The organism is Lysinibacillus sp. NPDC097279, from assembly GCF_044761745.1.
Lineage (GTDB): Bacteria > Bacillota > Bacilli > Bacillales_A > Planococcaceae > Lysinibacillus.
Window position 1 is genome coordinate 585,593 of sequence record NZ_JBIWDA010000001.1, and the last position, 25,691, is coordinate 611,283.

Sequence of the window (25,691 nt, forward strand, 5' to 3'; positions counted from 1 at the left end):
TGTTTCGTATTAAAGGCAATGCACGACAAAAGGAGAGAATGTTTATGGAGGTCGTTGGCTGGATCGTAGTGATTGCCTGCTTTATCATTTCATTTGTAGGACTAGTGTATCCGATAATCCCTGGTGTTTTATTTTTACTCGGTGGGTTTTTACTGTACGGATTATTTTTCTCATTCGCCGATTTAAGCTGGTGGTTCTGGGCAATTGAAATTTTATTTGTTGTCCTACTATTTGGTGCGGATACAGTTGCAAATGCTTTTGGTATTAAAAAATTTGGCGGTTCAAATGCAGGAATGTGGGGAAGTACAATTGGGCTATTAATTGGTCCATTTGTTATTCCTGTTGCAGGGATATTAGTAGGTCCATTTTTAGGAGCGGTGATTGCAGAGCTTCTTGTGGAGCGAAGAACAGTTGGAGAAGCAGTAAAAAGTGGTGTTGGCTCCCTTATCGGCTTTTTAACATCAACGCTAGCGAAAGCGGTTATTCAAATTGTAATGATTGTCGTTTTCTTTATTGCCATATAATTTGTATGTGCATTTTTTGTGGGTGTAATTATAAAGTTTAACAAAATAAAGAAGTGGGTATGATAGACATTGGATTGTTTTTTCGGTCAAAAGGCTGAAATCTTTGATTTGAGGTATTTTTCATTGAATGGTTTGACCAATTTTGATAATCTAAGGATGTACTAATTATTTCTTTATTTTAGGGAGGAACTTAAAAATGGCTTACGAATTACCACAATTAACTTATGCATATGACGCATTAGAACCAAATATCGATGCAAAAACAATGGAAATTCACTATTCGAAACATCACAATACTTATGTAACAAATTTAAACGCAGCAGTAGAAGGTACTGAATTTGCTGAAAAAGACATTAACGACTTAATCGCAAACATCGATGCACTTCCTGCTGACAAACAAACTGCAGTTCGTAACAATGGTGGCGGACATGCTAACCACACACTATTCTGGGAATTAATCGCTCCAGGCGGTTCAAACACTCCAGTTGGTGAAGTAGCAAAAGCAATCGATGCTAAATTCGGTTCTTTCGATGCTTTCAAAGAAGAGTTTGCTAAAGCTGCAACAACTCGCTTCGGTTCAGGTTGGGCTTGGTTAATCGTTGATGGTGATTCTGTAGCAGTTACATCTACACCAAACCAAGACTCTCCAATTATGGAAGGTAAAACACCAATCTTAGGATTAGATGTTTGGGAGCACGCTTACTACTTAAACTACCAAAACCGTCGTCCAGATTACATCAGTGCTTTCTGGAACGTAGTAAACTGGGATGTAGTAGAAGCTAAATTCCAAGCTGCAAAATAATTATGTTTTGGCGAAGCTGACAACAGTGAAGCAAAACGATTAAAATTAAGTTCAAGTAAAGGGCTATGCGAAGGGTGAAAAATCACCTAGGCATAGCCCTTTTTAAATATATTAATCGCACTAAGAAAAACACCCCCTATAGTTATTAGATTTAAAAAATCAATAGGCATTGAAGGAAACTTTTCTTGCAAAGTACCGTCAAATAAAATGACGAGCATGCTAATGGAGTGAAAGGCAACGGAAAGCGTTTACTTCTAAAGCGTAATCATACGAATAATCCTATTCTATATTTTTTCAAGGATGGTTTGAATGATGAAAAGCAAATTATAAAATTGATTCAAGTGTATGCTTTTCTGACTCAGCTTCGAATGGTATACTAGGTATCGTGTATTTAAACAGTTATTAGATGAGGAGGGTAATACATATGCGCAAAGCACCGGGAAAAAATCGCGCAGCGAGTGTTAAAGCAAAGCATCACTCTAATTTAACATTTCGTATGAATGTCCTTTTCTTTGCTATATTTATCGTGTTTTCGATGTTAATTTTTAGGCTTGGTTATATGCAAATAGTAAAAGGTGAAGATTATGTTCGTATTTTAGAACGGACAGAGGAAGTACCTGTTAATACTAGTGTGCCTAGGGGTAGAATGTATGATCGTTACGGGCGAATTTTAGTTGATAATCAGCCAGAAAATGCAATTACATATACGAAAATGCAGACGACAAAAACTGAGGATATGCTTGCAATAGCAGAAAAGCTTGCGCAGCTAATAGATCAGCCGACAGATCGTGTCACATTACGTGATAAATATGATTTTTGGATTTTAAAAAATCATGATGCGGCATACGCAAAAATTTCTGATGCAGAGCAAACGAAAATTAAAACGCAAGAAAATATTACGACAAGTCAAGCAAATGCAGAGATTGATAAGGTTGTGCGTGAGCGCATTACCGACGAAGAATTAGCACAATTAACAGATGCTGATTTAGAAGTACTAGCCATTTATCGTGAGATGGTATCAGGCTATAATTTATCGCCACAAATCATTAAAAGTGAAAATGTAACTGCTGATGAATTTGCACGTGTTTCCGAACGTTTAACAGAGTTACCAGGTGTCAACACGACGACAGACTGGAAGCGTGTCAAGCTATCTTCACTTTCTGTGTTAGGACGGACAACAGTTCCAACAAAGGGTATACCGAAAGATAAGCTAAATTATTATTTAGCACGAGATTACTCACGTAATGACCGCGTAGGAGAAAGTTATATTGAAGCGCAATATGAGGAGCTTTTACAAGGGCAAAAAACAGTTGTCAAAAATATTACGAATAAAAAAGGGCAAGTAGTCGATACTGTCACAACCTATGAGGGTGAGCCTGGAAAAGATTTAGTATTAACTTTTGATAGTGAGTTACAAGCAGCGAATGAAAAAATTGTTGAGGAAGAATTGCTTAAATTAAAAGCAATGTCAGGCTCTAGTTTATTAGACCGAGCATTCTTAGTCATGATGGATCCGAACACGGGTGACATTTTATCAATGGTCGGTAAAAAAATCGAAAAAGATTCTGAAACAGGAAAAAATATCGTTGTGGATTATGCGTATGGATCATTCACAACAGCTTATGAGGCAGGGTCTGTAGTAAAAGCAGCCACTTTGCTGACAGGTTATAAACTAGGGGCCATTACGCCGAACACAGTATTGGGAGATGAACCGATCCATTTACTTGGTACACCAGTAAAAAAATCGATCTTTAACCATACTGGATATATTTCAATGGACGGCTTAAGTGCACTTGAGCAATCTTCGAACGTTTACATGTTTAAAACAGCAATGCTTATCAATGGCACACCATATAGTTATAACATGCCACTACGATTAAATGATAAGACATTCCCAAATATGCGAAATTCCTATGCACAGTTTGGCTTAGGCGTTAAAACAGGTATTGATTTACCGAATGAATTTAGTGGAGTAGAAGGTCCATCTGGCCCGACAATGGGTGGTAAAACGCTCGACTTAGCTATTGGGCAGTATGATACGTATACACCGCTTCAACTAGCACAATACATTTCAACGATAGCGAATGGTGGTTATCGTATTCAGCCCCATGTTGTGAAAGAAGTGCGTGATCCATCAAAAGATGGTCAGCAGCTAGGGCAATTAGTGACAGAAGTAGGACCAAGAATATTAAATCATATTGATAATACAGATGATGAAATTAATTATGTTAAACAAGGTTTGCGTCGTGTTTATACAGGTACTCGTGGTACAGCGCGTTCAGCATTTGCAAATGCGCCGTATACAGCTGCCGGAAAAACGGGTACAGCCGAAGTAGTTTACTATGGACCGTTACGTGAGCGTTATGGCACAAATACAACCAATTTGACGCATGTTGGTTTTGCGCCATATGAAAATCCTGAAATTGCGTATGCTGTTGTAATTCCATGGGTGTCAACGAACCTTGATCAACATATATCAAGTAATAACATTATTGCAAGACGTGCATTAGATAAGTATTATGAGCTAAAAGAAAAGTATGACACTACAAAAGTGACAGATAATAAAGTAGAGCAACCAATTTTACCTGCAATTACAGATGAAAAAATTGGTGAGGATGAACAAGAATAAAAAAACCGCTAGCGCATGTTACATGCCTAGCGGTTTTATTTTGTTTATAGTCAAAGCGTTTGGATTTCTATCGGCGATTATGTCTAGGTAAGCGGCGATGCTTGGGCATTTATCGGCGATTTTTGAGTGATTATCGGCGATTTCTACATATCTATCGGCGATTTACTATACAGAAAGTTGTTGTATTGCTAATTCAAACTGTTGCTTCGGTTTTTTTCCATACAGCTCTATATTATTAAAGAAATAAGATGACATCATAAAATCAATAGCCTCCTGTAAAGACAACTCTCGATGGTCCATGATAAGTGTTAAATATGTTTTAAAGTAATCGGCATTTTGTACTTTTGCATGATTAATCACAAAGTCAAACTCCTCTTATAGTATTTCTTGACACAAATGTTTATTATAGCATGTTCGCTAAAGGAAGCAAGTATTAAAGCGATTGTAAATGCTTCTTTACAATCGTTTACAAACCATTACATTCCTTTACGTGTCTTTTACGAACGATTTATACGAATTCAACAATAAGTCATTATAGTAAAGATTGTAAGGCAAACAACAAATAAAAAAGTTAGTGACGGAGGCAAATGAGATGAAAAAGTGGAAGTACTTAACGATGACAGCGGTAATGGGTTCAGCATTAATGCTAGGTGCATGTAGTGGAGACAACTCAGCGCAAAATGGTAACAATGCAGAAACGAATGCACCAGCGAACTCAGGACAAGAAGCTGCTGACGAAAAACTGCAAGGTTCAGTTGCTGGAGATGGTTCATCAACAGTGGCACCAATCATTGAAGCAGTTGTTGAAGAGTATGCAGGTGCACAACCGGATGTCAAAGTATCGGTAGGTGTTTCTGGTACTGGTGGCGGCTTTGAAAAATTCATCGCAGGTGAAACAGACTTTTCAAATGCATCTCGTTTTATAAAAACTGAAGAGAAAGAAAAACTAGAGCAAGCAGGAATTGCTTACACTGAGTTAGCTTTAGCATATGATGGTTTATCTATAGTGGTGAACCCTGAAAACGATTGGGCAAAGGATTTAACGATAGATCAATTAAAGAAAATTTGGACTGAAGATGGCACAGAGAAAAAATGGTCAGATATCGATCCATCTTGGCCAGCAGAGAAAATCGTATTCTATTCACCAGGTACTGACTCTGGTACGTATGACTACTTTGATGAAGTAGTTTTAGATGGTGCTGATCTAGTAAGTGCTGCAACATTATCAGAGGATGATAATATGCTAGTCCAAGGTGTTGCTGGAGACAAAAACGCAATTGGCTTCTTCGGTTTCGCTTACTACTTAGAAAATAAAGATAAATTAAACATTGTGAAAGTAAATGGTATTGAACCAACACATGACACAATTGAAGCAGGCGAATATACGCCACTTTCACGTCCATTATTCACATATGTGAAGAATAGTGCTATTAAAGATAATGCTGCAGCATATGATTTCATCAAATTCACACTTGAAAATGCAGGGGATATGGCAGAGGCTGTAGGTTATGTTAGTCTACCTGACGAAAAATATGCTGAAGGCTTAAAAACTTTAGAAGGTTTAAAATAAGCAGACATGCATAGAGGGAAAGAGATGTATGCTCTTTCCCTTGCTTAATGGAAAGGAGTACCCAATGGTTTCTCATAAAGAAAATAAGACATCATCTGTGCAACAATTAATTGCAAATTCGCGCAATCAAAAAACTAAGAAAATAGTGGAAAAAGCCATGCCAGCTTTATTATTTTCTGCAGCGCTTATCTCGATTTTGACGACATTTGGCATTGTTTTCACCCTTATTTTTGAAACGTTTGAGTTCTTTAAACGTGTTTCGATTACGGATTTTCTATTTGGTACACAGTGGCTACCGTTTTCTGGGAAGGAGCCTTTATTTGGGATATTACCACTTATCGCAGGGACACTGAAAGTTACATTCATTGCAGTTGCCGTCGCTGTACCATTTGGGATTGCTTCAGCAATATATTTGAGTGAATATGCAAGCGAAAAAATAAGACGTACGGTTAAACCGATATTAGAAGTGCTAGCAGGTGTGCCAACAATTGTCTACGGTTTCTTTGCATTGACGTTTGTCACGCCGTTGCTACAAGAAATCATCCCGCAACTTAAGCTGTTTAATGCACTTAGTCCAGGGATTGTAGTGGGCATTATGATTTTGCCAATGATTACATCACTATCTGAGGATGCGATGTCATCTGTACCTAACAGTATGCGTGAAGGGGCTTTAGCCCTAGGTGCAACAAAGTTTGAAGTTGCTATAAAAGTAGTGTTACCAGCAGCTTTATCGGGGATTATAGCATCAGTAGTACTCGCTATTTCCCGGGCAATAGGGGAGACGATGATTGTATCACTTGCTGGTGGATCAACTCCTAAATTTAATCTTGATGTTACAGATTCCATCCAAACAATGACAGCCTATATTGTACAAGTATCAACAGGTGATGCAGGCTATGGCACGACAATTTATTACTCCATTTATTCAGTTGGATTCACTTTATTTATCTTTACTTTAATGATGAATCTACTTGCTCATTATATTTCGAAACGCTTCAGGGAGGTTTACTAGCATGCGCTATATCGATGATACAGTCGTCAAGAAACGAATGACAAAGCGTATTACATTCAATAAAGTGTGGAAGTTCTTATTTTTCTTGGCAACTACATTTGCACTTGTGATGCTAGCTATTTTGCTCTACCGTATAGTGACGCAAGGAATAGGCTATTTAAACTTTGATTTTTTAACAAACTTTGCTTCTCGTTTCGCGAATAAGGCGGGCATTAAAGCAGCATTAGTTGGCTCGCTCTGGTTGATGGCGGTTGTAGCTCCAGTATCAATCATTCTAGGTGTAGGAACAGCAATTTATTTAGAAGAATATGCAAAGAAAAATAAACTAAACGATTTTATTCGTATGAATATTTCAAACTTAGCAGGTGTACCTTCCATTGTTTTTGGTTTACTTGGCTTAACAATTTTTGTTCGTATGATGGGTCTTGGAAAAAGTATTTTAGCTGCAGGATTAACAATGAGTTTGTTAATTTTACCTGTAATTATCGTGGCAGCCCAAGAAGCAATTCGTGCAGTACCGAATGAACAACGAGAAGCATCTTACGGTATGGGTGCGACAAAATGGCAAACCATTTTACGTGTCGTATTGCCAGCAGCTATACCAGGAATTTTAACAGGTAGTATTTTAGCGTTATCTCGTGCGATTGGTGAAACAGCTCCATTAGTAGTAATTGGGATTCCTGTAATTCTACAGTTTTTACCTAATGATTTATTAAGTCAGTTTACTGCATTACCAATGCAAATTTACGATTGGGCAAAACGTCCGCAAGAGGCATTTCAATATGTAGCGGCAGCGGGAATTTTAGTGCTGATGATTATGCTGTTATTAATGAATTCCATTGCCATCTTTATTCGAAATAAATTCCAAAAACGTTATTAATGAGGTGACCGTATGATACTAGATTATAAAGAGGAAAAAACAGTTGTTAAATCGATTAATATAAATGTAAAGCCTAGCGCTGAAGTTGCGAAAAAAGTAGTTTATGATACGCATAACTTAAATTTATGGTACGGAGATCATCATGGTTTAAAAGATATCAATTTAAGTATTTATGAAAATGAGGTAACAGCAATTATTGGCCCATCAGGTTGTGGTAAGTCAACTTATTTAAAAACGTTGAATAGAATGGTAGAGCTTGTACCATCTGTCCGTACTTCTGGCGAAATTTTGTATCGTGAGCGAAATATTTTAGATAAAAGCTATACGGTAGAGGAATTGCGTACGCGCGTAGGAATGGTTTTCCAAAAGCCTAACCCATTCCCAAAATCGATCTATGATAATATTGCTTATGGCCCTCGTATCCATGGTATAAAAAACAAAAAGATACTTGATGAAATTGTTGAGAAGTCTTTGCGTGGTGCGGCAATTTGGGATGAAGTAAAAGATCGTTTAAATCAAAATGCCTACGGTTTATCAGGTGGACAGCAACAGCGTATTTGTATCGCGCGCTGTTTAGCGATAGAGCCAGATGTTATTTTAATGGATGAGCCGACATCTGCACTTGACCCGATTTCTACATTAAAGGTAGAAGAGCTTGTTCAAGAGCTTAAAAAAGATTATTCAATCATTATTGTTACACATAACATGCAACAAGCGGCTCGAATTTCAGACCGTACAGCATTTTTCCTTAGCGGCGAAGTCATTGAATATGACAAAACAGATGTCATTTTCCAAACACCAGCTGATCAACGTACAGAAGATTATATTTCAGGACGATTCGGCTAAGCATAGGGGGAACGGTAGATGGCAGTACGTGAACGCTTTGAGCAAGAGCTTAAAGAAATACAAGAACAATTTGTAGAAATTGCAACAAGTAGTATTAATGCGTTAAAAACTTCATTTGAAGCATTACAAGAGCAAAATTTAGAAAAATCGTTAAAAATTTTAGAAGATGATTTAATTATTAATCGTCTAGAAGAAGAAATTAATGATCGAGTTATTTTAATGATTGCCAAGCAACAGCCCGTTGCGACAGATTTACGTCGTCTTATGGTGCTTGTAAAAGCGGCATCCGATATGGAAAGAGTGGGCGATTATGCTGTAAATATCGCTAAAGAGACAATACGTATAGGCAAGGAGCCACTAGTCTTTCCAACTACCAATTTACAAACAATGTGTAATAAAACAGTAGAAATGCTAGAGAGTATTATTACAGCATTTAAGGACGAAGATACAGTTCGAGCAAAAGAAATTGCTGAGTTGGACGATTACGTAGATGATCTATATGGAGCGACCGTTACATTATTGCTTCGTGCAGGGGCAGAAAACCCAGCGCATATTTCGCAAATAACACATTTAACGTTTGTTTGTCGCTATCTTGAACGCTCAGCAGATCATGCAACCAATATTGCTGAACATTTATTTTACTTAATTAAAGGTAAACATTATGAATTGAATAATTAAAAAATGGCTGCATTTTGTGGTCCTATAGATTATAGCAAACTCGAAAGACTTCGAATTTGCTATAGTCTTTTTTGTTTGAGTGCCTGTCACTCTTATGGTGTTTGGTAGATGTAAGACGAGTCTTTGCTAACACCTGAAATTTCCGTCATAAATCAAATTGTTTGAGTGCCTGTCACTCTTATGTTGTTCGGTAGATGTAAGACGAGTCTTTGCTAACACCTGAAATTTCCGTCATAAATCAAATTGTTTGAGTGCCTGTCACTTTTGGTGTCACTTTTGGTGTTTTTTTGCATTAAATAATGAAATTGCAACATTGCACTATAGGGATGCGTCAAATACTGGAGTGTTATTGTATTGTCAAAAAAATAATTTGGTTATACTATAGACATTATCCAAAAAAATAGGTGCGTAGGAGGTGCTGCTGCATGAAAGACAGTGTAGAATCACTTATTAAGAAATTTGGTCTAGAAATTTCAATAGAACAACGTAAATACTTAAGTTTTCTATATGAAAATTTACATCTAGAAGAGTTAAGTGATAAGGAACAACATTTTTTTATTGACTATTTTTACAAGAGTGAGACACTACGAAATATGGCAGCATTTGCACTTGAGCTAGCAGATGTCACACAGGAGATTCGTGAAAACGTTCCAACAATTGAACAGGCAGAGCAGCTAGCGAATGGGAAAGAACAACGGTTGTATTATGAACAAAAATGGCAAGAAGCTAGACGACAAAAACTAAAGCAGCAAACAACAAAAAGTGGAAATGTTTTATATGTTCCATTTGTTGATTACAAAGAAGAACAAGGCCCAATGATTATTTGTCTTGAACAAACATCTGGGATGGCAAGATATTCAGAGTTATGCAAAAGTATGATTTTGTCTTTATTTATGACTGCACATCAGGAACAACGCGATTTATATATCGTGCCTTACGATTGTCAAATTCATGTCCATTATCGATTTGAAAATGGACATTTAAATCTATCTGATTTTAAAGATTTTATTGAATATAAGGCAAAAGGGGAAGCGGCAATTTTGCCTGTTCTACAGTTTGTGAAAGGTTTGCTGCAAGAAAATCAACAATGTGCAGAAACAGATGTCCTTATTTTTACGGAAGGTAATCCTGTTGATGGGCAATATTTATTAGGGAAGCGTGCAAAGACGATTATCGAGGAAATGAAGCAACGATATCATGCTGAATTTTCGGTTATTGCAATGAATGAACAACGTTTTAATGAGCATCATTTTTGGTTTGCGAACAAGGCTATTTTTGCAGACGATGCGATACAATAAAATGTACAGCTGACCAGAAAGATTTTGGTCGGCTTATTTTTACTGAACGATCACATAGTTTATTAACAGTAAAAAATTTTACAAAAATGTACATAGGTAAGTAAAAGGAGAATTACATGGATTCAATGAAATGGTTATTACCGAACTTGACTGCGCCAACATGGATGGACATTACAATTGCAGTCGCGTTTTGTGTGTTTGGTTGGTTATTCCAGCATTTTGTACTGAAGAAAATAATTACGAGTAGTGTATCGTTTTTAAAAAAGAGACAACGTAATTTTCAAGCGACTGTGCTGGCACAATTTAATAACGCAATCCGCTATGCGTTTATGTCTGCAGTAGTTGTACTTAGTTTATCAAATTTACTCAAAATATTTTTATTTACACATTTTGCAACAAAAAATTTCGTATTATCTATCATGGTGTTTTTTGCATTTAAAGGCATATACGATGTTCTTCATTATTATACGAAGCAACCACTGCAGTTAAATAACGATGAAGAGCAAAATGTTCTTCTGCCTTTTTTCCTTCGTATCGGTAAAGTGCTCGTCATGATATTGGCCATGTTTACTATTGCTTCATTTTGGGACTTTAATATTAATGGCTTCTTAACAGGGATTGGCCTAACAGGAGTAGCAATTGCTTTTGGTATACGTGATACGTTGGCACATGTCTTTGGTGGGATGTCAGTGGCACTCGACAATCCTTTCCAAATTGGCGACTGGATTGCGACAGAGGATCAAAAAATAGAAGGCACAATTGAAGATATAAACCTTCGCAGTACGCTTATTCAAACAGGCGATAAAGGGCTTGTATATGTTCCAAACTCTTATTTAGTGAATCGTCCAATTTATAATTTATCGAAACGAGAAAAACGAAAATGTGAACTGTTTTTATATGTTGCGGCAGAAAATGAAGAGGAACAATTGCGCAGTGCTTTAAGTACAATTCATCAGCAAATTTATTTGCATGCAAATACTGAAAAAGAAATGATTCATGTTTATATTGATGAGTTTCATCAAACATCATATCGTGTTCTTGTTCGCTTCTTTGTTGCAACAAATGATACGGCAGTTATGCTAAGTGTCCGACAGGATGTTTTATTTGCTATCCGTCAGGTTGTAAGTGAGTATGACATTGTCCTTGCTGAGGAAACGGATGATGATTGTTGATGATATGGTAAAATATAATTTGAATTGTTTGATACTTTACATTACAATGTAAACTAGTAATCAGCTTAGATGAAGAGTAGTAACTATTATGATTTGTTCTAGAGAGCTAGCGGTTGGTGGAAGCTAGTACAAAGAAATAGTGAATGGACTTCGGAGCTCTAATTCAGAAAAGAGTAGTATGGATTAGCGTTTGCCTACGTTACAAGGCATTGAGAGGGTCTTAGTAGTAAGGCCAATGAAGGTGGCACCACGGCTTTTCCGTCCTTTTGTGATGGAAAGGCCTTTTTATATGGATTTTTGGTGTAGCAGAGCAGAGTAGAGTAGAGCGAAGGAGAGATTGAGTATGACAGTTGAGCTTAGCAGATTTGCCATGAAAGTATTACAAGGGGACATGATGACGCCCATATCAGTTTATCAAGCCCTTACAGGAAAGCATAAGATGTTATTTGAATCTTCAGCGAAGCATGAGGAAAGTGGCCGTTATTCCTTTATTGCTGTTAACCCAATAGCTGAATTAATTGGGGATCAAAATGGGTATCAATATTCAAAGGGTGGAGAGATTAATCAGTCTAGCGATAATGTGTTGAAAAAATTAAAAGAAGTCATGCCATTCCATCAAGCGGACTATCCATTTGCCTTTTTCGGGGGCGCAATTGGTTATTTTGGTTATGAGACTGCCTTTTATGCGGAGAAAATTGGAACGTATTTACATGATAATTTAGATATGCCAGACGTCCATGTTTTTTTCTATGATACATTTATTGTTTTCGATCATTTAAAACAAGAGATTACATTAGCAGCGATTGATTTATTTAATGAAGGACGTTCACTTGTCACGATGGAAGCTGATCTTGCTGAAATGGAAAATCAACTATGCGCAGGTACTACGTTCGGTTTCATGGAGGTAGATCCATTAGATTTCCAGCCGATGATACCGAAGGAAGTGTTTATTGCCATTGTGGAGCGTGCGAAACAGCATATTGTAAGGGGCGATATTTTTCAAATTGTATTATCGCAACGTTTTTCTTCCCCATTTGCAGGCAATCCATTTGCTTTGTATCGTCAGTTAAGAACATCCAATCCATCGCCATATATGTTTTATATGGATTTTGAGGCTTACACTATTTTAGGTACGTCACCAGAGAGTCTTGTAAAGGTTAAAAATCGGAAAGTCACTACTAATCCAATTGCAGGAACAAAGCCCCGTGGTACAACGCAACAGCAGGATGAGGCAATTGCCAAAAGCTTATTAACGGATGAGAAAGAAATTGCTGAGCATCGAATGTTAGTTGATTTAGGGCGGAATGATATTGGGCGAATTTCCAAGGTTGGCACAGTAAAGGTTTCTAAATATATGAACATTGAACGTTATAAGCATGTTATGCATATCGTTTCAGAGGTAATAGGGGAGCTTCGTGATGAGGTACATGTATTAGACGTCCTCAGTGCATGTTTGCCAGCGGGGACAGTATCTGGAGCACCAAAAATTCGAGCGATGCAGCTAATTAATGAGATGGAACCAGTAAAGCGAGGTGTGTACGCTGGTGCAGTAGGCTATATTTCAGCTACGGGAGATATGGACTTAGCGCTAGCGATTCGTACAATGGTTATAAAGGATGGGCATGCGCATGTGCAGGCAGGTGCAGGGGTCGTTTATGATTCAGTCCCATTATCAGAATATGAAGAAACACTTAATAAAGCTCGTGCGCTACTGGAGGTAAAAAAATGATTTTATTAATCGATAATTACGATTCGTTCACATATAATTTATTTCAGCAAATTAGTATGTTAGGTAAGGAAGTAAGAGTAGTACGCAATGATGACATAACAATTGAAGAAATAAAAGATATGGATCCAGAAGCGATTATTTTATCCCCAGGCCCAGGGACGCCGAATGAAGCTGGAATGACAGTTCAAATTGTTCAGGAACTCTATAAAAAGTACCCTATTTTAGGGATTTGCTTAGGGCATCAGTCGATAGGGCAAGCATTTGGGGGCTCCGTCGAACAAGCGAAAAATATTATGCACGGTAAACTATCAGCATTAAGCTACGAACAAACAGGCGTATTCACACAATTAGAAGGTGAAGTGGAAGTGATGCGCTACCATTCACTAATTATAGAACCAAATACATTACACGAGGATTTCATTATTACGGCAACTTCTAAAGATGACGGGGAAATAATGGCGATTCAACATAAGCATCATCCACTAGTCGGATTGCAATTCCATCCCGAGTCTATAGGCACTAAAGCAGGTAACAATATCGTGCAAGCCTTTCTAAATCTTTATAGTGCCTGTCACTAAAACAATTCTGATAATTTAAAGTGAAAAATCCACTTCGCCTCCTGCGGTTTACAATTTTCCGCGGGAGGCGAAGTGGATTACGAGTGCCAGTCACTCAAACAATTCTGCATTTTGCCAGTCTATTTATTGCTTTTTACCTGTAATTAACTTAGCGATCTCTTCTAATGTCATAGAAGAATTAACCTCATAGGAGCCAATTTGTAAGCTTCGAGCATATTTGGCATTGGCAAGAAGGAGTTCCATTTCAACACTATTGGGAATAATGCCTCCATCCTCTAGCTTTTGAGCTACTATATAAGGCGTTATTCCACTATATATTTGAAGCGTCATTGTTACTGCATCATCAGAAGCGGGTGTACTACTTTCAGCAGGCTCACTCTCGGCATGTCCGTCAGTTGTATTTGCTTCCTTAGTATTTTCAGTTACCGTTTCTTTAGTGGATTGTGCTTTTAATGAAGCTATTTCTTTTGTTGCCTGTTCAAGCTGTTGTTGTAGCTCCTCCACTTCCTTATCATTTTTAGAGGCAACTGTAGGCAGACCAATATTAAAATCAAAGCGGTCGGCAACCGATAGTAATGCGCCGACTAAGAAAAGGGCGATCCCAAATGCACGGATAGAGGATTTCATAATCACCGACCTCCGTTTGCAATCACTTGCTGTACTTGCTCTTCTGTTAAATTGGAGCGAATACTAATATCAGCAATTGAAAGGCCTTGTTTGTTCAATTCAAGCACTTGACTGATAATAATATCGTGAATTGGTTTAGGATTGTTAGGTATTGACTCGGATTTTTTTACTTGAGCTGCTTGTTGAACAGCCTGCATTACTTGTTGAACCTTTGGATTATGTAGCGTTGGATTTTTAGTCGCTGGTGACTTAATCTGAAATTCTGGTTCTAGTAATAGCTCTTCTTCTACAATTTTTAGTCGACGCTTTAAATTATTGGTTTCTTGAAAAATTGAGATAGATAATTCTTCGACATCTTGTTCGACTTTTTTCGCACTATTTTTGAAAAAGAACGATAGAACGATCAAAACGATACCGATAATCATAAGTATGATGGATAAATCCAATAGTTTCACCCCATTAAATTATGTAATTATAAGGTATTTTACCACATGCAAACTTATTATGAAATGAAGGTAGATTTTTTTTCAGTTTATGTTATAATAGGTTAGTCGTATAAATCATGCTCAAATTTAAAAATTTTAATTCTTGATATAGAGTGGGAGGGTTAATGATGCGCGTAAACATTACTTTAGCTTGCACAGATTGCGGCGAACGTAACTACATTTCTAAAAAGAACAAGCGTAACAATCCAGAGCGTCTTGAACTTAAAAAATATTGCTCTCGCGAGAAGAAATACACTCTTCACCGTGAAACGAAGTAATCGCTCATTAGGCCAAAACCACATGTGGTTTTGGCTTTCTACATTTTTATAGGAGGTAACTTATCGTGGATAAAACAACGTTACGAAACGAAGTACGTGAAGCGCTTGCGAATATGAGTGCAGCAAAGTATCGTGATCAGTCATTTGCTGTAGCAAAAAAAGTGCTACAGGAACCATATATAATAGAAGCAAATACGATTGGTATCACTATTTCCAATAAGCCAGAAGTAGACACAATTCATTTAATTGAAGCACTTTGGCAATTAGGTAAAAAGGTGGCTGTTCCTAAATGTAACGCAAAAACGAGAGAAATGTCATTTTATGCCATAGAATCGTTTGCACAGCTCGAAACTGTTTATATGCATTTGCGTGAACCAATTCCTACAGAGTGTGAGTTCGTTGACGCAAATGAAATGGATATCATACTCGTTCCAGGTGTTGTTTTTGATATAAAAGGTTACCGAATTGGTTACGGTGGTGGTTATTACGATCGCTATGTATCAAACTATAAAAAAGGTAAATTGATGTCTCTACTTTTTGATGAGCAACTTTATGAACAAGTGCCTATAGAGAATCATGATTGCCCAGTGGATTTTATTTTCACACCGACAAAACGTATTGATTGTGGAGCGCAACGAGGAGCGAAGTAAATGGATAAAATGTTAGATATTTATGAGTTATTAAAAACATATGGTACTTATATTTATACACGAGATCCAATTGGCGATTTGATGTTAATGGAGGATGAAATTCGTGAGCTGTATAAGGCGAATGTCCTGGACATTAAAGATTACCAAATGGCTTTATTGTTAATTCGACAAGAAGTGACAAGACTTCGGGTTGAACAAAATAAACAATAATGTTTTAATTGAGTATAATTTGGGTATCGTAAAAATATTGTAATATGTATGTAAAATTATCCAAAACAGTGGTTTTCCACTGTTTTTATGATTTTTGCGAAACTTTTTACAATCCAGAACGTATATATTAATGTTGAGTGTATAATTGGGTAGTCGTGATGACTTCCAAAAAAATATATCTGTTGATTATCTGTAAAAAAAGGATTAAGATATATTTTGTTTCAGTTACAAATTGTAACAGTTTGATAAATTTTATTATTTTTTTGTAAGGAATAGGGAGGATGTTAGGAATGAAATTAACAAAGTGGCCTAAACATTCATTTATGATACTAGCAATCGTAGCAACTTGGATAAAAACGGTCATTGTTTACCACACAAGCTTTGAGTTGAAGTTAGAAAATGCGATGCAACAATTCATATTGTTTATCAATCCATTAAGTTTTGTACTGTTTATTTATGGATTATCATTATTCTTTAAAACACCTAAAATACGGAATCGTTATATAATTACTATTAGTGTCTTATTATCAATTGTTTTATATGGAAATGTTGCGTTCTATCGATTCTACAATGACTTTATTACATTACCTGTATTATTCCAAACAAGTAACTTTAGTGATTTAGGAACTTCAGCTGCAGCTATTATCAACCCTTGGGATCTTTTATATTTTGCGGATGTATTTATATTAATTATTGCAAATAAATATTTACCAAGAATGAAAGAAGCAGTAAAAGTAAACGTTGAATTCCGACGTGCATTTTTCGTTTTAGCAATTGCAATGACATTTTTAAACTTGGGTTTAGCAGAAACTGAGCGTCCTCAATTGTTAACACGAAGCTTTGACCGTGAACTTCTTGTGAAAAATATTGGTACGTACAACTATCATTTATATGATATTTATATTCAGTCTAAATCATCTGCACAACGCGCATTAGCGGATGGCAGTGAATTAGTAGAAGTGAACAACTACATTCGTTCTAATCAAGCGGCAAGCGACGAAAATAAGTTTGGCAAATACAAAGATCGAAACTTAATTGTTGTTTCACTTGAATCATTACAAAACTTTGTAATTAATAATGACATGGACGGACACGAAATCACGCCGTTCTTAAATTCTTTAACAAAAGATTCGGATACGTATTATTTCAATAATTTCTACCATCAAACAGGTTTAGGAAAAACATCTGACTCAGAGTTTATTTTAGAAAACTCATTATTCGGTCTTGGTCGTGGTGCAGTATTCTTTACACATGGTGGTAATACGTACAATTCCATGGCAGAGCGCCTTGGGGAAAATGGATATTTTACAAACGTTATGCACCCGAACAATAAATCGTTCTGGAATCGTGACATGATGTATCAATCTTTAAAAATTAATAAATTCTATGATGTAGATTCATATACAGTAGAAGAAGGGCAAGCTGTCAACTGGGGAATGAAGGACATTCCATTCATGGAGCAATCTGCGGCGTTGATGAAAGACATGCCACAACCATTCTACTCTCGTTTAATTACATTAACGAACCACTATCCATTCACTTTGGACCCAGAAGACGTAATGATTCCTGAATACACATCAAATTCAGGCACATTAAATCGTTACTTCCAAACAGTTCGTTATATGGATGAAGCTTTAAAAGACTTCTTCCAAGATTTAAAAGATCAAGGTGTTTACGATAATTCAATTATCGTTATGTACGGTGACCATTACGGTATTTCTGAAAATCATAATAAAGCAATGGCACAATATTTAGGTAAAGATGGCATAACACCATATGATAATGCATTGTTACAAGAAGTACCTTTATTCATCCACATCCCTGGAGATGGGGAAGGAAAAGAAATGGAAGAGGTTTCTGGTCAAATAGATTTACGACCAACAATTTTACATTTACTAGGTATTGAAACGTCAAAAGATATGCAGCTTGGTGCAGATTTATTCTCACCAGAGCATGAAGATTTCGTTATTTTCCGTGACGGACGATTCATTACAGATAAATATGTTTATGCTGGTGAAGCATGCTATGACAAAGCAACAGGTGAACAAATTGATGTAGCGCCTTGCCAACCATATGCAGATCGTGCAACAACCGAATTGGAAAACTCCGATGCTATCATCAATGGGGACTTGCTCCGATTCTATGATGAAAAAACAGGTAATTTAAAACAAAATGCAGTGAAGTAAAACAATAAATGGTGTACTAGATTATTTCTAGTACACCATTTTTATGTGCCAGTCACCCAAACAATTCTGAAAATTCACCAATCGAGTAGACTCCTGCGGGAACATACAAAATGTAAGCCACAACAGGCCGCGCGACAGCGAGGGTTGTGGCTTACATTTGTACCCGCGGAAAGCGAAGTGGAATTTTACGATTTAGGAAGGTAACACAATGGGAGGAAAACGCCTAATGAAATTAAAAGTATCAAATATGCCGACACTGCCAATAGCAATCATTTATTCCTAAGTAAAAATCCACGTAGACTCCTGCGGGAACATACAAAATGTAAGCCACAACAGGCCGCGCGACAGCAAGGGTTGTGGCTTACATTTGTACCCGCGGAAAGCGAAGTGGAATTTTACGATTTAGAAAGGTAACACAATGGGAGGAAAACAACTCAAGAAAATTGTAAAATGCACCTGATACTGCTTTGCTAGATGATTTTCACAATGTGTAAGGGCGTACAGGATATTCACTAACTTAAAGATTCGATATTAATTGTTGTAAGTGTTCATGTGTCAGTTGCCCTTTAATTGTATGCTTTAAAACACCTTCCGTATCAATAATAAAGGTTGTAGGGTAGGCCAAAACTTCAAATGATTTACCAAGTGATCGATCGTTGTCTAAAAAAATGGGGAACTTCAAATCGTATAATTGCTGAAATTTAATAGCATTTTCACGACTGTCATTAGAAGTGGCATTAATCGCTAATAACTCAACATTAGCAGGCTTCTGCTCATAAAAAGTATTGAGGTCTGGCGCTTCTTCCTGACAAGGTCCACACCAAGATGCCCAAAAATTGATAACGAGAATTTTACCTTTATAATCATGGAGTGTCGTCGTTGATTCATCTAAACGAGTTAATGACGTATTAAAGTTAACTGACTTAGAACCGCTTTGTTTATCTGCAATCAATTTTGGTGATTCCTCTTTAAATAATTGGTTCTTCACTGTAATGCCTATTAGAGATAAGACTACTAATAATGAAATAACGATAAAAATGTTTTTCCGTTTCATGATAATCTCCTTTATGTATTTGTTAGGAATCTATAATTCATAAATTATTGTTCCATCTCTTCAAAATCCTTACTTATATCATAACGTAATTTTTTATAAGTTACCTCCTAATTTTAAACATTTATTTGTAGGTAATTTACGCCATAGAAAAAGAGCAGTCTCACATAGAGACTGCTCTTTTTCTGTCTAAATTTTAGTGTAACGTTGGTGGATATCCGCTATGAATGATTGTCATAATGACGAACCAGCCGAATACTCCAGCACTCGCTAAGTTGAAAACAATACTTAGTAAGTTCTTTTCTTTAATTGCTTGGAATGTACCAACGACAGCAAAAATCGCTACTAGACCAAAAATAACCATTAATAAGTTCATTAAAAAAGACACTCCTTTCGACATCAGAAAATGAATGTCGTAAACAATATTCCTCCTTAATTGTAAACGTTCTCCCTGTTTTTGTCGAGGACTATTATAGAGCAAAGTATGAACTTTTATCGTCAAATTGTGGCAAAGAATGTATAATATGAAGTTGAGGTGATAAGTATGATGAACGTACGAAGCTATTCCCTTGGACCAGTCCAAACGAATTGTTATATCGTATCGAATAAAGAGAAAGAATGTTTAATTTTTGATCCAGGAGAAGAAGCTGCAAAAATTATTAAAGCAATTCGCAGTAATGGACTGAAGCCAATAGGCATTTTTCTAACGCATGCCCATTTTGATCATATTGGTGCGGTGGATGAAGTAAGGGAGACTTTTAATATTCCGCTATGGATTCACGAAAAAGAGGTAAGCTGGCTAGGTGACCCGACGAAAAACGGCTCTAGTAAATATGCGGCATTACCAGATTATACAGTAGCAGCTCCTGCTGAGGAACATATAATTAAACAAGAACAGCTTTTTGAAATAAGTAATTTCGTTTTTAAGGCAGTATTTACACCTGGACATTCACCTGGTAGTATTTCATATATTTTCGAACAGGATGGATTTGCCATTGTTGGAGATACATTATTTGAGCAAGGAGTAGGACGTACAGATTTACTTGGTGGATCGACTAAACTATTACTTGCATCCATTCATGATAAATTATTATCATTACCCGAGGATACTATTGTTTACCCAGGTCATGGAAATTACACAACAATTGGTGCAGAGATGGAAACAAATCCATTTTTAAACGGATTTTAATTGTTATCGACATAGATAGGATGCGTGTTTTACAATAGTGTTAAAGTGAAATAAGTATGCATACAAAATAAAAAAAGCGTGTCTCAAAAATGTTGAGACACGCGATTTTTTGTATTAATGACCGCCGCCAGGTACGTGTATGAATGTTGTATAGTACGTGAAGCCAGCGAAGAATACAGTTAAATATGCTCCGAAAATGTACATGTACATACGCTCTGAAAGGTTTAAGAAGCCTAATAATAAGAATAAACCTGTATTACCTACGAATAATAGCGATACCTCGTTCATACCACCAAGGTAGAACATAACTGCAAAAATACCTGTCCAGAATGCCATAACTTTATACATATTATCCATGAAGATTTCCCCTCCTTTTGCCCACGACACAATAATCTCTTACTCATTATAAATGATATGAAAGGTGTCTGTAAACTGGAACTTCTGCTTCTTTGTGACAAACAAATGGATTTTTAATTTAGCTATCGATTTCTGTCACGTTAATTTCATATTTGCATAAATCGCAATTATGTACCATACTTTCGATTTGAACAAATTCATTATTGGAAAATAATGCGTTTAATTGCCCTTTCAAATAAGATTCATGTAAAGTACAAACAATCTCAGAATGGGTATTAAGCTGCTCTTGGAACGGGCAGTTAAAAATAGAAAAGATAACTTTTTTTCCATTTTCCGACTGCTGTATTTGTGGAATATAGCCAATTAATGCGGCATTATCTGTTAATAGCTGAAGCTTTTGTTCAAAGGATAGCATATTATTTAATTTTAATTCAGCGTTAACATAATTTTTCATTTGCTGATAACCATCTTGATAACTAATTTCCTGACATTTTGTTAGTGCGGTTGGACCTAATTCTTCCACTAGTTGAATTGTCCATTTTAATAAACGCTCTTCGTCACGTCTTGGGAAAGTTAGTGAAACACCTTTTTCAGATGCCTTATAAACACGACCAGGTCTTCCGCCTTTACCAGTTTTTGCGAAATCTGCAGAAATAATATTGATTTCAGATAGCTTTGTTAAGTGAAGGCGAGCAACGTTAGGATGTATGCTAAATTTATCAGCAATATTTTGTACTGTTACAGTTTTTTTCTCCTTCAAAATATACTCGTAAATGGAATATCTTGTTTCATCGGCTAATGTACTAGTAATTTTTAATGGATGGATCATTTACATCACCTCTATTTAATTTTTTGGAAAATTGTAGTTGGTCAAAAGCTAGGAAAAAAATCATGTTGATTCTATTATATTGTATTATTGGAAAAGTTACAGTTTCTTTAGGCATAATTATTATCTTTTTCGTATGTTTTGTTCATATTTTGTGAAAAAATGTATGTTATCCACAACTTTTTTTGAAAAATCTAGATTTCATAGTGAAATGGCTTTCAAGATTTTTTTTTAGGAAAAGGGCTTTTCTCGTAACACAGACACCTTTATACTAGGAAATAACGAATAGAGCGGTCATATTCGAATGAACTAGAAAGAGGGTGTCGATATGCAAACTTTTGAATCTGTTGTAGAACAAAAAAGTGAGCATCTTTTAGTAAAAGCCTATCATTTTGGTGCTTCCGATTTATTACTCATACCGGAAGAAAGTCGATATATCATCTATTTTCGTAAATATGATAAGTTGATACAGGCAGGGGAGCTCCCCAGCGAACTTGCTGAGCGAATCGTGTCCTATTATAAATATCTAGCGGCATTAGATATTAGTGAGCGCCGTAAACCTCAAAGCGGCTCATTTCAAAAAATAGTTGAGCAAAACCATTTTGCTTTTCGAGTTTCTACACTTCCTTCCGCGTATTTAAAAGAAAGCCTTATTATTCGGCTTCTACTTCAAAATCATGCATTTCCACTTACTTCGTTAAGTTATTCCGAATGTGCAGCACAAAAATTAACAAAACTTGTTGAAAATAAACAGGGAATTTTATTATTTTGCGGTGCAACGGGTTCTGGAAAAACTACGTCCCTGTACTCTTTAATTCACCATTGTACATCTGTCCTTCATCGCCATGTAATCTCATTAGAAGATCCAGTGGAGAACAATCAAGTTAACCTTCTTCAAATCCAAGTAAATGAACGAGCAGGTATAACATATGCCACAGGCTTAAAAGCGATTTTACGTCACTCCCCAGATGTAATTATGATTGGAGAAATTCGCGATCAAGAAACAGCAAAGATTGCAATCGAAGCGGCGTTAACTGGTCATTTGGTACTTTCTACAATCCATGCTAAAGATTCTGTAAGTTGTCTCTATCGGCTCATTGATTTGGGCGTTTCGCAAGAAGAACTTCGTCAAACCGTAATAGGAATCGTCGCTCAAATTCTTATACAAATACAACAACAGCAAGAGGGGCGAAAAGCGTTGTTTGAAATATTAAGTGATGACTATCTTGCTAAGGCCATAGATGCCCTTAAGCAAAATTCCGTATATGAATTGCCCTATCTTCTAACACTTGCTGGTCAAAAAGAAGAAATTATGAGGCAAAGCTATGCAAAAGCTCAGCACGTTTATTAACAGGCTTACATTGAATTATAAAAGAGCCACAAGATGGAGACTAAAGGAACAAGCTCAGTTTATTAGTCGTTTAAGTGTATTAATACAGGAAGGTTATTTGTTTCCACAAGCAGTTTCCATGCTATTGCCACATCACGTAGAAAAACATGAGGAGGTACAACTGTTTGTAGATGAAGCACTTAGGCAAGGGAAAGGAGTTATAGGTGTATTCGAAATATTACAACTACCGAAGCATTATTTAATAGCTATTGCTATTGCTGAAAATAATGGACATATGATTGAAGCATTAAAAGTTCTCGCAAATCAAATGGCAATGAGCCAAGAGACAAAGAGAAAATTTATCAAGCTACTTTTGTATCCAATCACACTCACTGTATTTTTGCTTCTATTGTTTTTAGTATTTCGAACAATTTTCTTTCCTAATATAGAAAAAATGGTTTTAAACCGTAACAGTGGAATAGGAGAAGAAACAAGTATTGCCTTCTCAAAATTTTTATTACATGTCCCTGATGGACTTGTAATAATTGGCATTGTCATGACATGTAGTAGTATTGTTTTTCAACGTTTGCTATTAAGACAGTCGATTGCGCGTAGGCTTTATGTCATATTGAAAATACCTTTTGTTAATCGTTATTTTCGATTAACGATAACAAGACAATTTTCTGCGTATTTAGGAAGCCTGCTTCATAGTGGTTTCTCTCTACAAGCTAGCCTGCAAATTTTAGAAGAGCAACAATTTCAACCATATGTTCAATATTTGGCAAGTCGTATAAAGGAAAGAGTTTCATATGGTGATTCGTTAACACAGGCTGTCGTTTTTATAACAGTATGGCAAAATGATTTTTCGACTTTTGTAGAACATGGTGAACTAAGTGGTTATTTAGGAAAAGAGTTAACGCTGTATAGTGAGTTATTGCTAGAAAAGCAAGAACTTCTTTTACAGAGAATGCTTGCTTTTGTACAACCTTCGTTTTTTGTTTTTATTGCGTTATGTATAGTTGCTGCCTATGTAAGTTTATTATTGCCGATATACCACATGATAGAACTAGTATAGGAGGAGTACCTACAATGAAACTTATTAAACAAGAAGCTGGATTTACACTAATTGAAATGTTAATCGTCTTGTTGATTATTTCAATCCTAATACTAATTTCAATTCCGAATGTATCTAAACATTTTGCTACAATTGATGAAAAGGGCTGCACTGCCTATATAGCTATGGTGCAAGGGCAAGTAGAGGCATATCGAGTAGATTTTATGGAATATCCCACTTTAGAAGATTTGATAGCAAAGGGTTATTTAAAAGAACAGGGAAAGACTTGTCCAAATAAAGAAGAAATCATTATTACCAATAAAGGGGAGGTTCGGTTAGCCAAACAGCCCTCTTTAACAGAGGCTGATGGTCAATGAACTATCAAAAAAATGAGCGCGGCTATACACTAGTCGAGATATTACTTGTGTTGTTTGTTGTAATGACGTTAACAGCTATTGTGACGAAATTTACGTTACAAGTAGTAGAAGCAAAAGAAATTGAACGCTTTTTTAGCCAAATTCAATTAGATCTTCAATATATACAAACGTACAGTATGCACGAAAAAGAGTATATATTTATGAAATTTGAAGGTTCATCAAATCGTTATAGTATAAAAAAGGACTTTTATACGAATGTTTATATTCGCCCATTTCCGAAGGGGGTTGAATTATTGTCTGATAGGAGTACTGTCCAAACGATACGATTTAATTTTAAAGGGAATGTCATGACACCAGGAACGGTGTATTTTAAAACACCGTTGGGGACTAAAAAGGTCGTCATAACTTTAGGGAGAGGGAGAGCAAGAGTTGAATGAATGAAAAAGGCTATTCGTTTGTCGAAACAATCTTATCTGTCTTTATTTTCATGTTACTCTGCACAACTTTAATTCCTATTAGCTATACGATGAAAACGAATTTATACAATCAAAAGCTTGAAGTCGTTGCAGCTGAAACAGCCTATGAAGGCTTGAAGCAGTATCAGTTTTTACAGCAAGTCGAAGGGGTAAGAACAATTGACGAGGTGAGCTACCACTGGTTGTTTGATGGACAGGGAATATGTGTAACGTTTCAAAACACGCGAGAGCTGCGTCAAAAGTGTATTCAACAAACAGGTGAAATTCGATGAAGGAAAAAGGCTATACATTACTGGAAGCGTTGTTTCAATTAATCGTATTTGTGCTAGCTTGTCATTTATTACTATTGGTTATCCTTTGGGCTGCTAATATGAAAACAATGATGCTAACAGATGAACAATCAAAGTGGGAGTTGTTTGTTTTCGACATGAATATGCATTTAGCAAATGCTTCGTCCATAACAATTAGGAGAGATCAAAGAAGAATCACTTTGCAAGCGTCAAATACTCTTCATCATTTTGATTGCTATCGCAATATGATTCGAGAACAGGTGAATGGCGGCCATGTCCCAATGCTTATTGGAATTAATAAATGTCAGTTCGACCTTAACGATAATGAACTCACAATAGCTGTCGAATTTCCAAGCGGGTTAAAAAAGGAGCGGACCTATTATGTACCAATTTTTGAAAAATGATAGAGGGGCTGTATTTTTAATCGCAATTGCATTATTATTTTTTGTAACTACTTTTGTTCTTGCGTATTGCATGTCTTATGAGATTCAGTTTCGAACATATGATGGACTAGAAAAGATGAATGTTCGAGCTACGATAAATTTATTAGGACAAATTTTGTCAGACAGTGTAGAATCGTAGTAAGA

31 protein-coding genes and 1 other annotated feature are annotated in these 25,691 nt (G+C 36.3%); of the genes, 24 read left to right on the forward strand and 7 right to left on the reverse strand.

Annotated elements, in window-relative coordinates:
- The first annotated feature begins 44 nt into the window (after nucleotides 1–44).
- The 3 genes from ACIQ1H_RS02775 to ACIQ1H_RS02785 all read left to right on the forward strand — a co-directional run bounded on the left by ACIQ1H_RS02775 (nucleotide 45) and on the right by ACIQ1H_RS02785 (nucleotide 3,955).
- Nucleotides 45–524 (forward strand): DUF456 domain-containing protein, encoded by a 480-nt coding sequence (locus ACIQ1H_RS02775; RefSeq protein WP_173477646.1) that lies wholly within the window; start codon nucleotides 45–47, stop codon nucleotides 522–524.
- A 196-nt stretch (nucleotides 525–720) separates the two neighbouring features.
- The gene (locus tag ACIQ1H_RS02780; RefSeq protein ID WP_402886352.1) at nucleotides 721–1,326 is read left to right on the forward strand and encodes a superoxide dismutase; all 606 of its coding nucleotides are present in this window, start codon (nucleotides 721–723) and stop codon (nucleotides 1,324–1,326) included.
- A 424-nt stretch (nucleotides 1,327–1,750) separates the two neighbouring features.
- Complete coding sequence (locus ACIQ1H_RS02785; RefSeq protein ID WP_402886353.1) at nucleotides 1,751–3,955, forward strand: peptidoglycan D,D-transpeptidase FtsI family protein; 2,205 nt, start codon at nucleotides 1,751–1,753, stop codon at nucleotides 3,953–3,955.
- Between the two features lie 165 nt (nucleotides 3,956–4,120).
- Here ACIQ1H_RS02785 and ACIQ1H_RS02790 read toward each other — a convergent pair whose 3' ends face one another.
- Nucleotides 4,121–4,315 carry a hypothetical protein gene (locus ACIQ1H_RS02790; RefSeq protein WP_217270153.1) on the reverse strand — a complete coding sequence of 65 codons (195 nt, stop codon included), beginning with the start codon at nucleotides 4,313–4,315 and terminating at the stop codon, nucleotides 4,121–4,123.
- A gap of 232 nt (nucleotides 4,316–4,547) precedes the next feature.
- Between ACIQ1H_RS02790 and ACIQ1H_RS02795 the strand changes: the two genes are divergently transcribed.
- From ACIQ1H_RS02795 to ACIQ1H_RS02835, 9 genes are all read left to right on the forward strand, one after another.
- Nucleotides 4,548–5,525: a PstS family phosphate ABC transporter substrate-binding protein gene (locus ACIQ1H_RS02795; protein WP_172772013.1), complete on the forward strand. Its 978-nt coding sequence runs from the start codon at nucleotides 4,548–4,550 to the stop codon at nucleotides 5,523–5,525.
- 64 nt (nucleotides 5,526–5,589) lie between these two features.
- Nucleotides 5,590–6,537, forward strand: a complete 948-nt coding sequence (gene pstC / locus ACIQ1H_RS02800; protein WP_172772012.1) for a phosphate ABC transporter permease subunit PstC — start codon at nucleotides 5,590–5,592, stop codon at nucleotides 6,535–6,537.
- A gap of 1 nt (nucleotide 6,538) precedes the next feature.
- Nucleotides 6,539–7,417 (forward strand): phosphate ABC transporter permease PstA, encoded by an 879-nt coding sequence (pstA, locus tag ACIQ1H_RS02805; RefSeq protein ID WP_172772011.1) that lies wholly within the window; start codon nucleotides 6,539–6,541, stop codon nucleotides 7,415–7,417.
- Nucleotides 7,418–7,429: 12 nt separating this feature from the next.
- Nucleotides 7,430–8,263 carry a phosphate ABC transporter ATP-binding protein PstB gene (gene pstB / locus ACIQ1H_RS02810; RefSeq protein ID WP_172772010.1) on the forward strand — a complete coding sequence of 278 codons (834 nt, stop codon included), beginning with the start codon at nucleotides 7,430–7,432 and terminating at the stop codon, nucleotides 8,261–8,263.
- 18 nt (nucleotides 8,264–8,281) lie between these two features.
- Nucleotides 8,282–8,941 (forward strand): phosphate signaling complex protein PhoU, encoded by a 660-nt coding sequence (phoU, locus tag ACIQ1H_RS02815; RefSeq protein ID WP_402886357.1) that lies wholly within the window; start codon nucleotides 8,282–8,284, stop codon nucleotides 8,939–8,941.
- 425 nt (nucleotides 8,942–9,366) lie between these two features.
- Complete coding sequence (locus tag ACIQ1H_RS02820; protein WP_172772008.1) at nucleotides 9,367–10,239, forward strand: vWA domain-containing protein; 873 nt, start codon at nucleotides 9,367–9,369, stop codon at nucleotides 10,237–10,239.
- Nucleotides 10,240–10,355: 116 nt separating this feature from the next.
- The gene (locus ACIQ1H_RS02825) at nucleotides 10,356–11,411 is read left to right on the forward strand and encodes a mechanosensitive ion channel family protein (protein ID WP_402886359.1); all 1,056 of its coding nucleotides are present in this window, start codon (nucleotides 10,356–10,358) and stop codon (nucleotides 11,409–11,411) included.
- Between the two features lie 57 nt (nucleotides 11,412–11,468).
- Nucleotides 11,469–11,680 (forward strand) — a binding site (T-box leader).
- 74 nt (nucleotides 11,681–11,754) lie between these two features.
- Nucleotides 11,755–13,140, forward strand: coding sequence for an anthranilate synthase component I (gene trpE / locus ACIQ1H_RS02830; RefSeq protein WP_402886361.1), 1,386 nt, complete (start codon nucleotides 11,755–11,757; stop codon nucleotides 13,138–13,140).
- Nucleotides 13,137–13,718 (forward strand): anthranilate synthase component II, encoded by a 582-nt coding sequence (locus ACIQ1H_RS02835; RefSeq protein WP_402886363.1) that lies wholly within the window; start codon nucleotides 13,137–13,139, stop codon nucleotides 13,716–13,718. Before trpE ends, ACIQ1H_RS02835 begins: the two co-directional genes overlap by 4 nt.
- A gap of 123 nt (nucleotides 13,719–13,841) precedes the next feature.
- Here ACIQ1H_RS02835 and ACIQ1H_RS02840 read toward each other — a convergent pair whose 3' ends face one another.
- Both ACIQ1H_RS02840 and ACIQ1H_RS02845 read right to left on the reverse strand, forming a co-directional pair.
- Nucleotides 13,842–14,345, reverse strand: coding sequence for a hypothetical protein (locus ACIQ1H_RS02840; protein WP_402886365.1), 504 nt, complete (start codon nucleotides 14,343–14,345; stop codon nucleotides 13,842–13,844).
- A gap of 2 nt (nucleotides 14,346–14,347) precedes the next feature.
- Nucleotides 14,348–14,800, reverse strand: coding sequence for a hypothetical protein (locus ACIQ1H_RS02845; protein ID WP_228134114.1), 453 nt, complete (start codon nucleotides 14,798–14,800; stop codon nucleotides 14,348–14,350).
- 158 nt (nucleotides 14,801–14,958) lie between these two features.
- Here ACIQ1H_RS02845 and rpmG point away from each other — a divergent pair, with 158 nt between their 5' ends.
- The 4 genes from rpmG (at nucleotide 14,959) to ACIQ1H_RS02865 (ending at nucleotide 18,154) form a co-directional block, all read left to right on the forward strand.
- Entirely contained in the window at nucleotides 14,959–15,108 is a 150-nt protein-coding gene (gene rpmG / locus ACIQ1H_RS02850) for a 50S ribosomal protein L33 (protein WP_008408521.1), read from the forward strand.
- Between the two features lie 65 nt (nucleotides 15,109–15,173).
- Nucleotides 15,174–15,758 (forward strand): 5-formyltetrahydrofolate cyclo-ligase, encoded by a 585-nt coding sequence (locus tag ACIQ1H_RS02855; protein WP_402886368.1) that lies wholly within the window; start codon nucleotides 15,174–15,176, stop codon nucleotides 15,756–15,758.
- Complete coding sequence (locus ACIQ1H_RS02860; RefSeq protein WP_172772002.1) at nucleotides 15,759–15,968, forward strand: YqgQ family protein; 210 nt, start codon at nucleotides 15,759–15,761, stop codon at nucleotides 15,966–15,968.
- 290 nt (nucleotides 15,969–16,258) lie between these two features.
- The gene (locus ACIQ1H_RS02865) at nucleotides 16,259–18,154 is read left to right on the forward strand and encodes an LTA synthase family protein (protein ID WP_172772001.1); all 1,896 of its coding nucleotides are present in this window, start codon (nucleotides 16,259–16,261) and stop codon (nucleotides 18,152–18,154) included.
- Between the two features lie 517 nt (nucleotides 18,155–18,671).
- On the opposite strand, the gene ACIQ1H_RS02870 is transcribed toward ACIQ1H_RS02865, so the two are convergent.
- Both ACIQ1H_RS02870 and ACIQ1H_RS02875 read right to left on the reverse strand, forming a co-directional pair.
- Complete coding sequence (locus ACIQ1H_RS02870) at nucleotides 18,672–19,208, reverse strand: TlpA family protein disulfide reductase (RefSeq protein WP_402886371.1); 537 nt, start codon at nucleotides 19,206–19,208, stop codon at nucleotides 18,672–18,674.
- 193 nt (nucleotides 19,209–19,401) lie between these two features.
- A complete protein-coding gene (locus ACIQ1H_RS02875; RefSeq protein WP_172771999.1) occupies nucleotides 19,402–19,581 on the reverse strand; it encodes a DUF2759 domain-containing protein in 180 nt (59 codons plus the stop codon).
- A gap of 168 nt (nucleotides 19,582–19,749) precedes the next feature.
- Here ACIQ1H_RS02875 and ACIQ1H_RS02880 point away from each other — a divergent pair, with 168 nt between their 5' ends.
- Complete coding sequence (locus ACIQ1H_RS02880; protein WP_402886373.1) at nucleotides 19,750–20,394, forward strand: MBL fold metallo-hydrolase; 645 nt, start codon at nucleotides 19,750–19,752, stop codon at nucleotides 20,392–20,394.
- A 114-nt stretch (nucleotides 20,395–20,508) separates the two neighbouring features.
- On the opposite strand, the gene ACIQ1H_RS02885 is transcribed toward ACIQ1H_RS02880, so the two are convergent.
- Both ACIQ1H_RS02885 and ACIQ1H_RS02890 read right to left on the reverse strand, forming a co-directional pair.
- Nucleotides 20,509–20,751, reverse strand: a complete 243-nt coding sequence (locus ACIQ1H_RS02885) for a DUF2626 family protein (RefSeq protein WP_024361272.1) — start codon at nucleotides 20,749–20,751, stop codon at nucleotides 20,509–20,511.
- A gap of 118 nt (nucleotides 20,752–20,869) precedes the next feature.
- A complete protein-coding gene (locus tag ACIQ1H_RS02890) occupies nucleotides 20,870–21,580 on the reverse strand; it encodes a helix-turn-helix transcriptional regulator (protein ID WP_402886374.1) in 711 nt (236 codons plus the stop codon).
- A gap of 325 nt (nucleotides 21,581–21,905) precedes the next feature.
- On the opposite strand from ACIQ1H_RS02890, the gene comGA reads away from it, so the two are divergent.
- From comGA to ACIQ1H_RS02925, 7 genes are read left to right on the forward strand one after another with little or no spacing between them, the layout of a single operon-like run.
- Entirely contained in the window at nucleotides 21,906–22,928 is a 1,023-nt protein-coding gene (gene comGA, locus ACIQ1H_RS02895) for a competence type IV pilus ATPase ComGA (RefSeq protein ID WP_402886376.1), read from the forward strand.
- Nucleotides 22,903–23,982 (forward strand): competence type IV pilus assembly protein ComGB, encoded by a 1,080-nt coding sequence (gene comGB / locus ACIQ1H_RS02900; RefSeq protein WP_402886378.1) that lies wholly within the window; start codon nucleotides 22,903–22,905, stop codon nucleotides 23,980–23,982. The genes comGA and comGB overlap by 26 nt, the downstream gene beginning before the upstream one ends.
- Before the next feature lie 14 nt (nucleotides 23,983–23,996).
- Nucleotides 23,997–24,338, forward strand: coding sequence for a competence type IV pilus major pilin ComGC (comGC, locus tag ACIQ1H_RS02905; RefSeq protein WP_402886380.1), 342 nt, complete (start codon nucleotides 23,997–23,999; stop codon nucleotides 24,336–24,338).
- Complete coding sequence (gene comGD, locus ACIQ1H_RS02910) at nucleotides 24,335–24,775, forward strand: competence type IV pilus minor pilin ComGD (RefSeq protein WP_402886382.1); 441 nt, start codon at nucleotides 24,335–24,337, stop codon at nucleotides 24,773–24,775. The genes comGC and comGD overlap by 4 nt, the downstream gene beginning before the upstream one ends.
- Entirely contained in the window at nucleotides 24,772–25,086 is a 315-nt protein-coding gene (locus tag ACIQ1H_RS02915; RefSeq protein ID WP_402886384.1) for a hypothetical protein, read from the forward strand. The genes comGD and ACIQ1H_RS02915 overlap by 4 nt, the downstream gene beginning before the upstream one ends.
- The gene (gene comGF, locus ACIQ1H_RS02920; RefSeq protein ID WP_402886386.1) at nucleotides 25,083–25,508 is read left to right on the forward strand and encodes a competence type IV pilus minor pilin ComGF; all 426 of its coding nucleotides are present in this window, start codon (nucleotides 25,083–25,085) and stop codon (nucleotides 25,506–25,508) included. Before ACIQ1H_RS02915 ends, comGF begins: the two co-directional genes overlap by 4 nt.
- Nucleotides 25,486–25,686 (forward strand): hypothetical protein, encoded by a 201-nt coding sequence (locus ACIQ1H_RS02925; protein ID WP_402886388.1) that lies wholly within the window; start codon nucleotides 25,486–25,488, stop codon nucleotides 25,684–25,686. The genes comGF and ACIQ1H_RS02925 overlap by 23 nt, the downstream gene beginning before the upstream one ends.
- Nucleotides 25,687–25,691: the final 5 nt, after the last annotated feature.

Excerpts from the sequence above, each read along its gene's own strand:
- ACIQ1H_RS02775 (WP_173477646.1), top strand. The coding sequence starts at position 45 with ATGGAGGTCGTTGGCTGGATCGTAGTGATTGCCTGCTTTATCATTTCA.
- ACIQ1H_RS02780 (WP_402886352.1), top strand. The coding sequence starts at position 721 with ATGGCTTACGAATTACCACAATTAACTTATGCATATGACGCATTAGAA.
- ACIQ1H_RS02785 (WP_402886353.1), top strand. The coding sequence starts at position 1,751 with ATGCGCAAAGCACCGGGAAAAAATCGCGCAGCGAGTGTTAAAGCAAAG.
- ACIQ1H_RS02795 (WP_172772013.1), top strand. The coding sequence starts at position 4,548 with ATGAAAAAGTGGAAGTACTTAACGATGACAGCGGTAATGGGTTCAGCA.
- pstC (WP_172772012.1), top strand. The coding sequence starts at position 5,590 with ATGGTTTCTCATAAAGAAAATAAGACATCATCTGTGCAACAATTAATT.
- pstA (WP_172772011.1), top strand. The coding sequence starts at position 6,539 with ATGCGCTATATCGATGATACAGTCGTCAAGAAACGAATGACAAAGCGT.
- pstB (WP_172772010.1), top strand. The coding sequence starts at position 7,430 with ATGATACTAGATTATAAAGAGGAAAAAACAGTTGTTAAATCGATTAAT.
- phoU (WP_402886357.1), top strand. The coding sequence starts at position 8,282 with ATGGCAGTACGTGAACGCTTTGAGCAAGAGCTTAAAGAAATACAAGAA.
- ACIQ1H_RS02820 (WP_172772008.1), top strand. The coding sequence starts at position 9,367 with ATGAAAGACAGTGTAGAATCACTTATTAAGAAATTTGGTCTAGAAATT.
- ACIQ1H_RS02825 (WP_402886359.1), top strand. The coding sequence starts at position 10,356 with ATGGATTCAATGAAATGGTTATTACCGAACTTGACTGCGCCAACATGG.
- trpE (WP_402886361.1), top strand. The coding sequence starts at position 11,755 with ATGACAGTTGAGCTTAGCAGATTTGCCATGAAAGTATTACAAGGGGAC.
- ACIQ1H_RS02835 (WP_402886363.1), top strand. The coding sequence starts at position 13,137 with ATGATTTTATTAATCGATAATTACGATTCGTTCACATATAATTTATTT.
- ACIQ1H_RS02840 (WP_402886365.1), bottom strand. The coding sequence starts at position 14,345 with ATGAAATCCTCTATCCGTGCATTTGGGATCGCCCTTTTCTTAGTCGGC.
- rpmG (WP_008408521.1), top strand. The coding sequence starts at position 14,959 with ATGCGCGTAAACATTACTTTAGCTTGCACAGATTGCGGCGAACGTAAC.
- ACIQ1H_RS02860 (WP_172772002.1), top strand. The coding sequence starts at position 15,759 with ATGGATAAAATGTTAGATATTTATGAGTTATTAAAAACATATGGTACT.
- ACIQ1H_RS02865 (WP_172772001.1), top strand. The coding sequence starts at position 16,259 with ATGAAATTAACAAAGTGGCCTAAACATTCATTTATGATACTAGCAATC.
- ACIQ1H_RS02870 (WP_402886371.1), bottom strand. The coding sequence starts at position 19,208 with ATGAAACGGAAAAACATTTTTATCGTTATTTCATTATTAGTAGTCTTA.
- ACIQ1H_RS02875 (WP_172771999.1), bottom strand. The coding sequence starts at position 19,581 with ATGAACTTATTAATGGTTATTTTTGGTCTAGTAGCGATTTTTGCTGTC.
- ACIQ1H_RS02880 (WP_402886373.1), top strand. The coding sequence starts at position 19,750 with ATGATGAACGTACGAAGCTATTCCCTTGGACCAGTCCAAACGAATTGT.
- ACIQ1H_RS02885 (WP_024361272.1), bottom strand. The coding sequence starts at position 20,751 with ATGGATAATATGTATAAAGTTATGGCATTCTGGACAGGTATTTTTGCA.
- ACIQ1H_RS02890 (WP_402886374.1), bottom strand. The coding sequence starts at position 21,580 with ATGATCCATCCATTAAAAATTACTAGTACATTAGCCGATGAAACAAGA.
- comGA (WP_402886376.1), top strand. The coding sequence starts at position 21,906 with ATGCAAACTTTTGAATCTGTTGTAGAACAAAAAAGTGAGCATCTTTTA.
- comGB (WP_402886378.1), top strand. The coding sequence starts at position 22,903 with ATGCAAAAGCTCAGCACGTTTATTAACAGGCTTACATTGAATTATAAA.
- comGC (WP_402886380.1), top strand. The coding sequence starts at position 23,997 with ATGAAACTTATTAAACAAGAAGCTGGATTTACACTAATTGAAATGTTA.
- comGD (WP_402886382.1), top strand. The coding sequence starts at position 24,335 with ATGAACTATCAAAAAAATGAGCGCGGCTATACACTAGTCGAGATATTA.
- ACIQ1H_RS02915 (WP_402886384.1), top strand. The coding sequence starts at position 24,772 with ATGAATGAAAAAGGCTATTCGTTTGTCGAAACAATCTTATCTGTCTTT.
- comGF (WP_402886386.1), top strand. The coding sequence starts at position 25,083 with ATGAAGGAAAAAGGCTATACATTACTGGAAGCGTTGTTTCAATTAATC.
- ACIQ1H_RS02925 (WP_402886388.1), top strand. The coding sequence starts at position 25,486 with ATGTACCAATTTTTGAAAAATGATAGAGGGGCTGTATTTTTAATCGCA.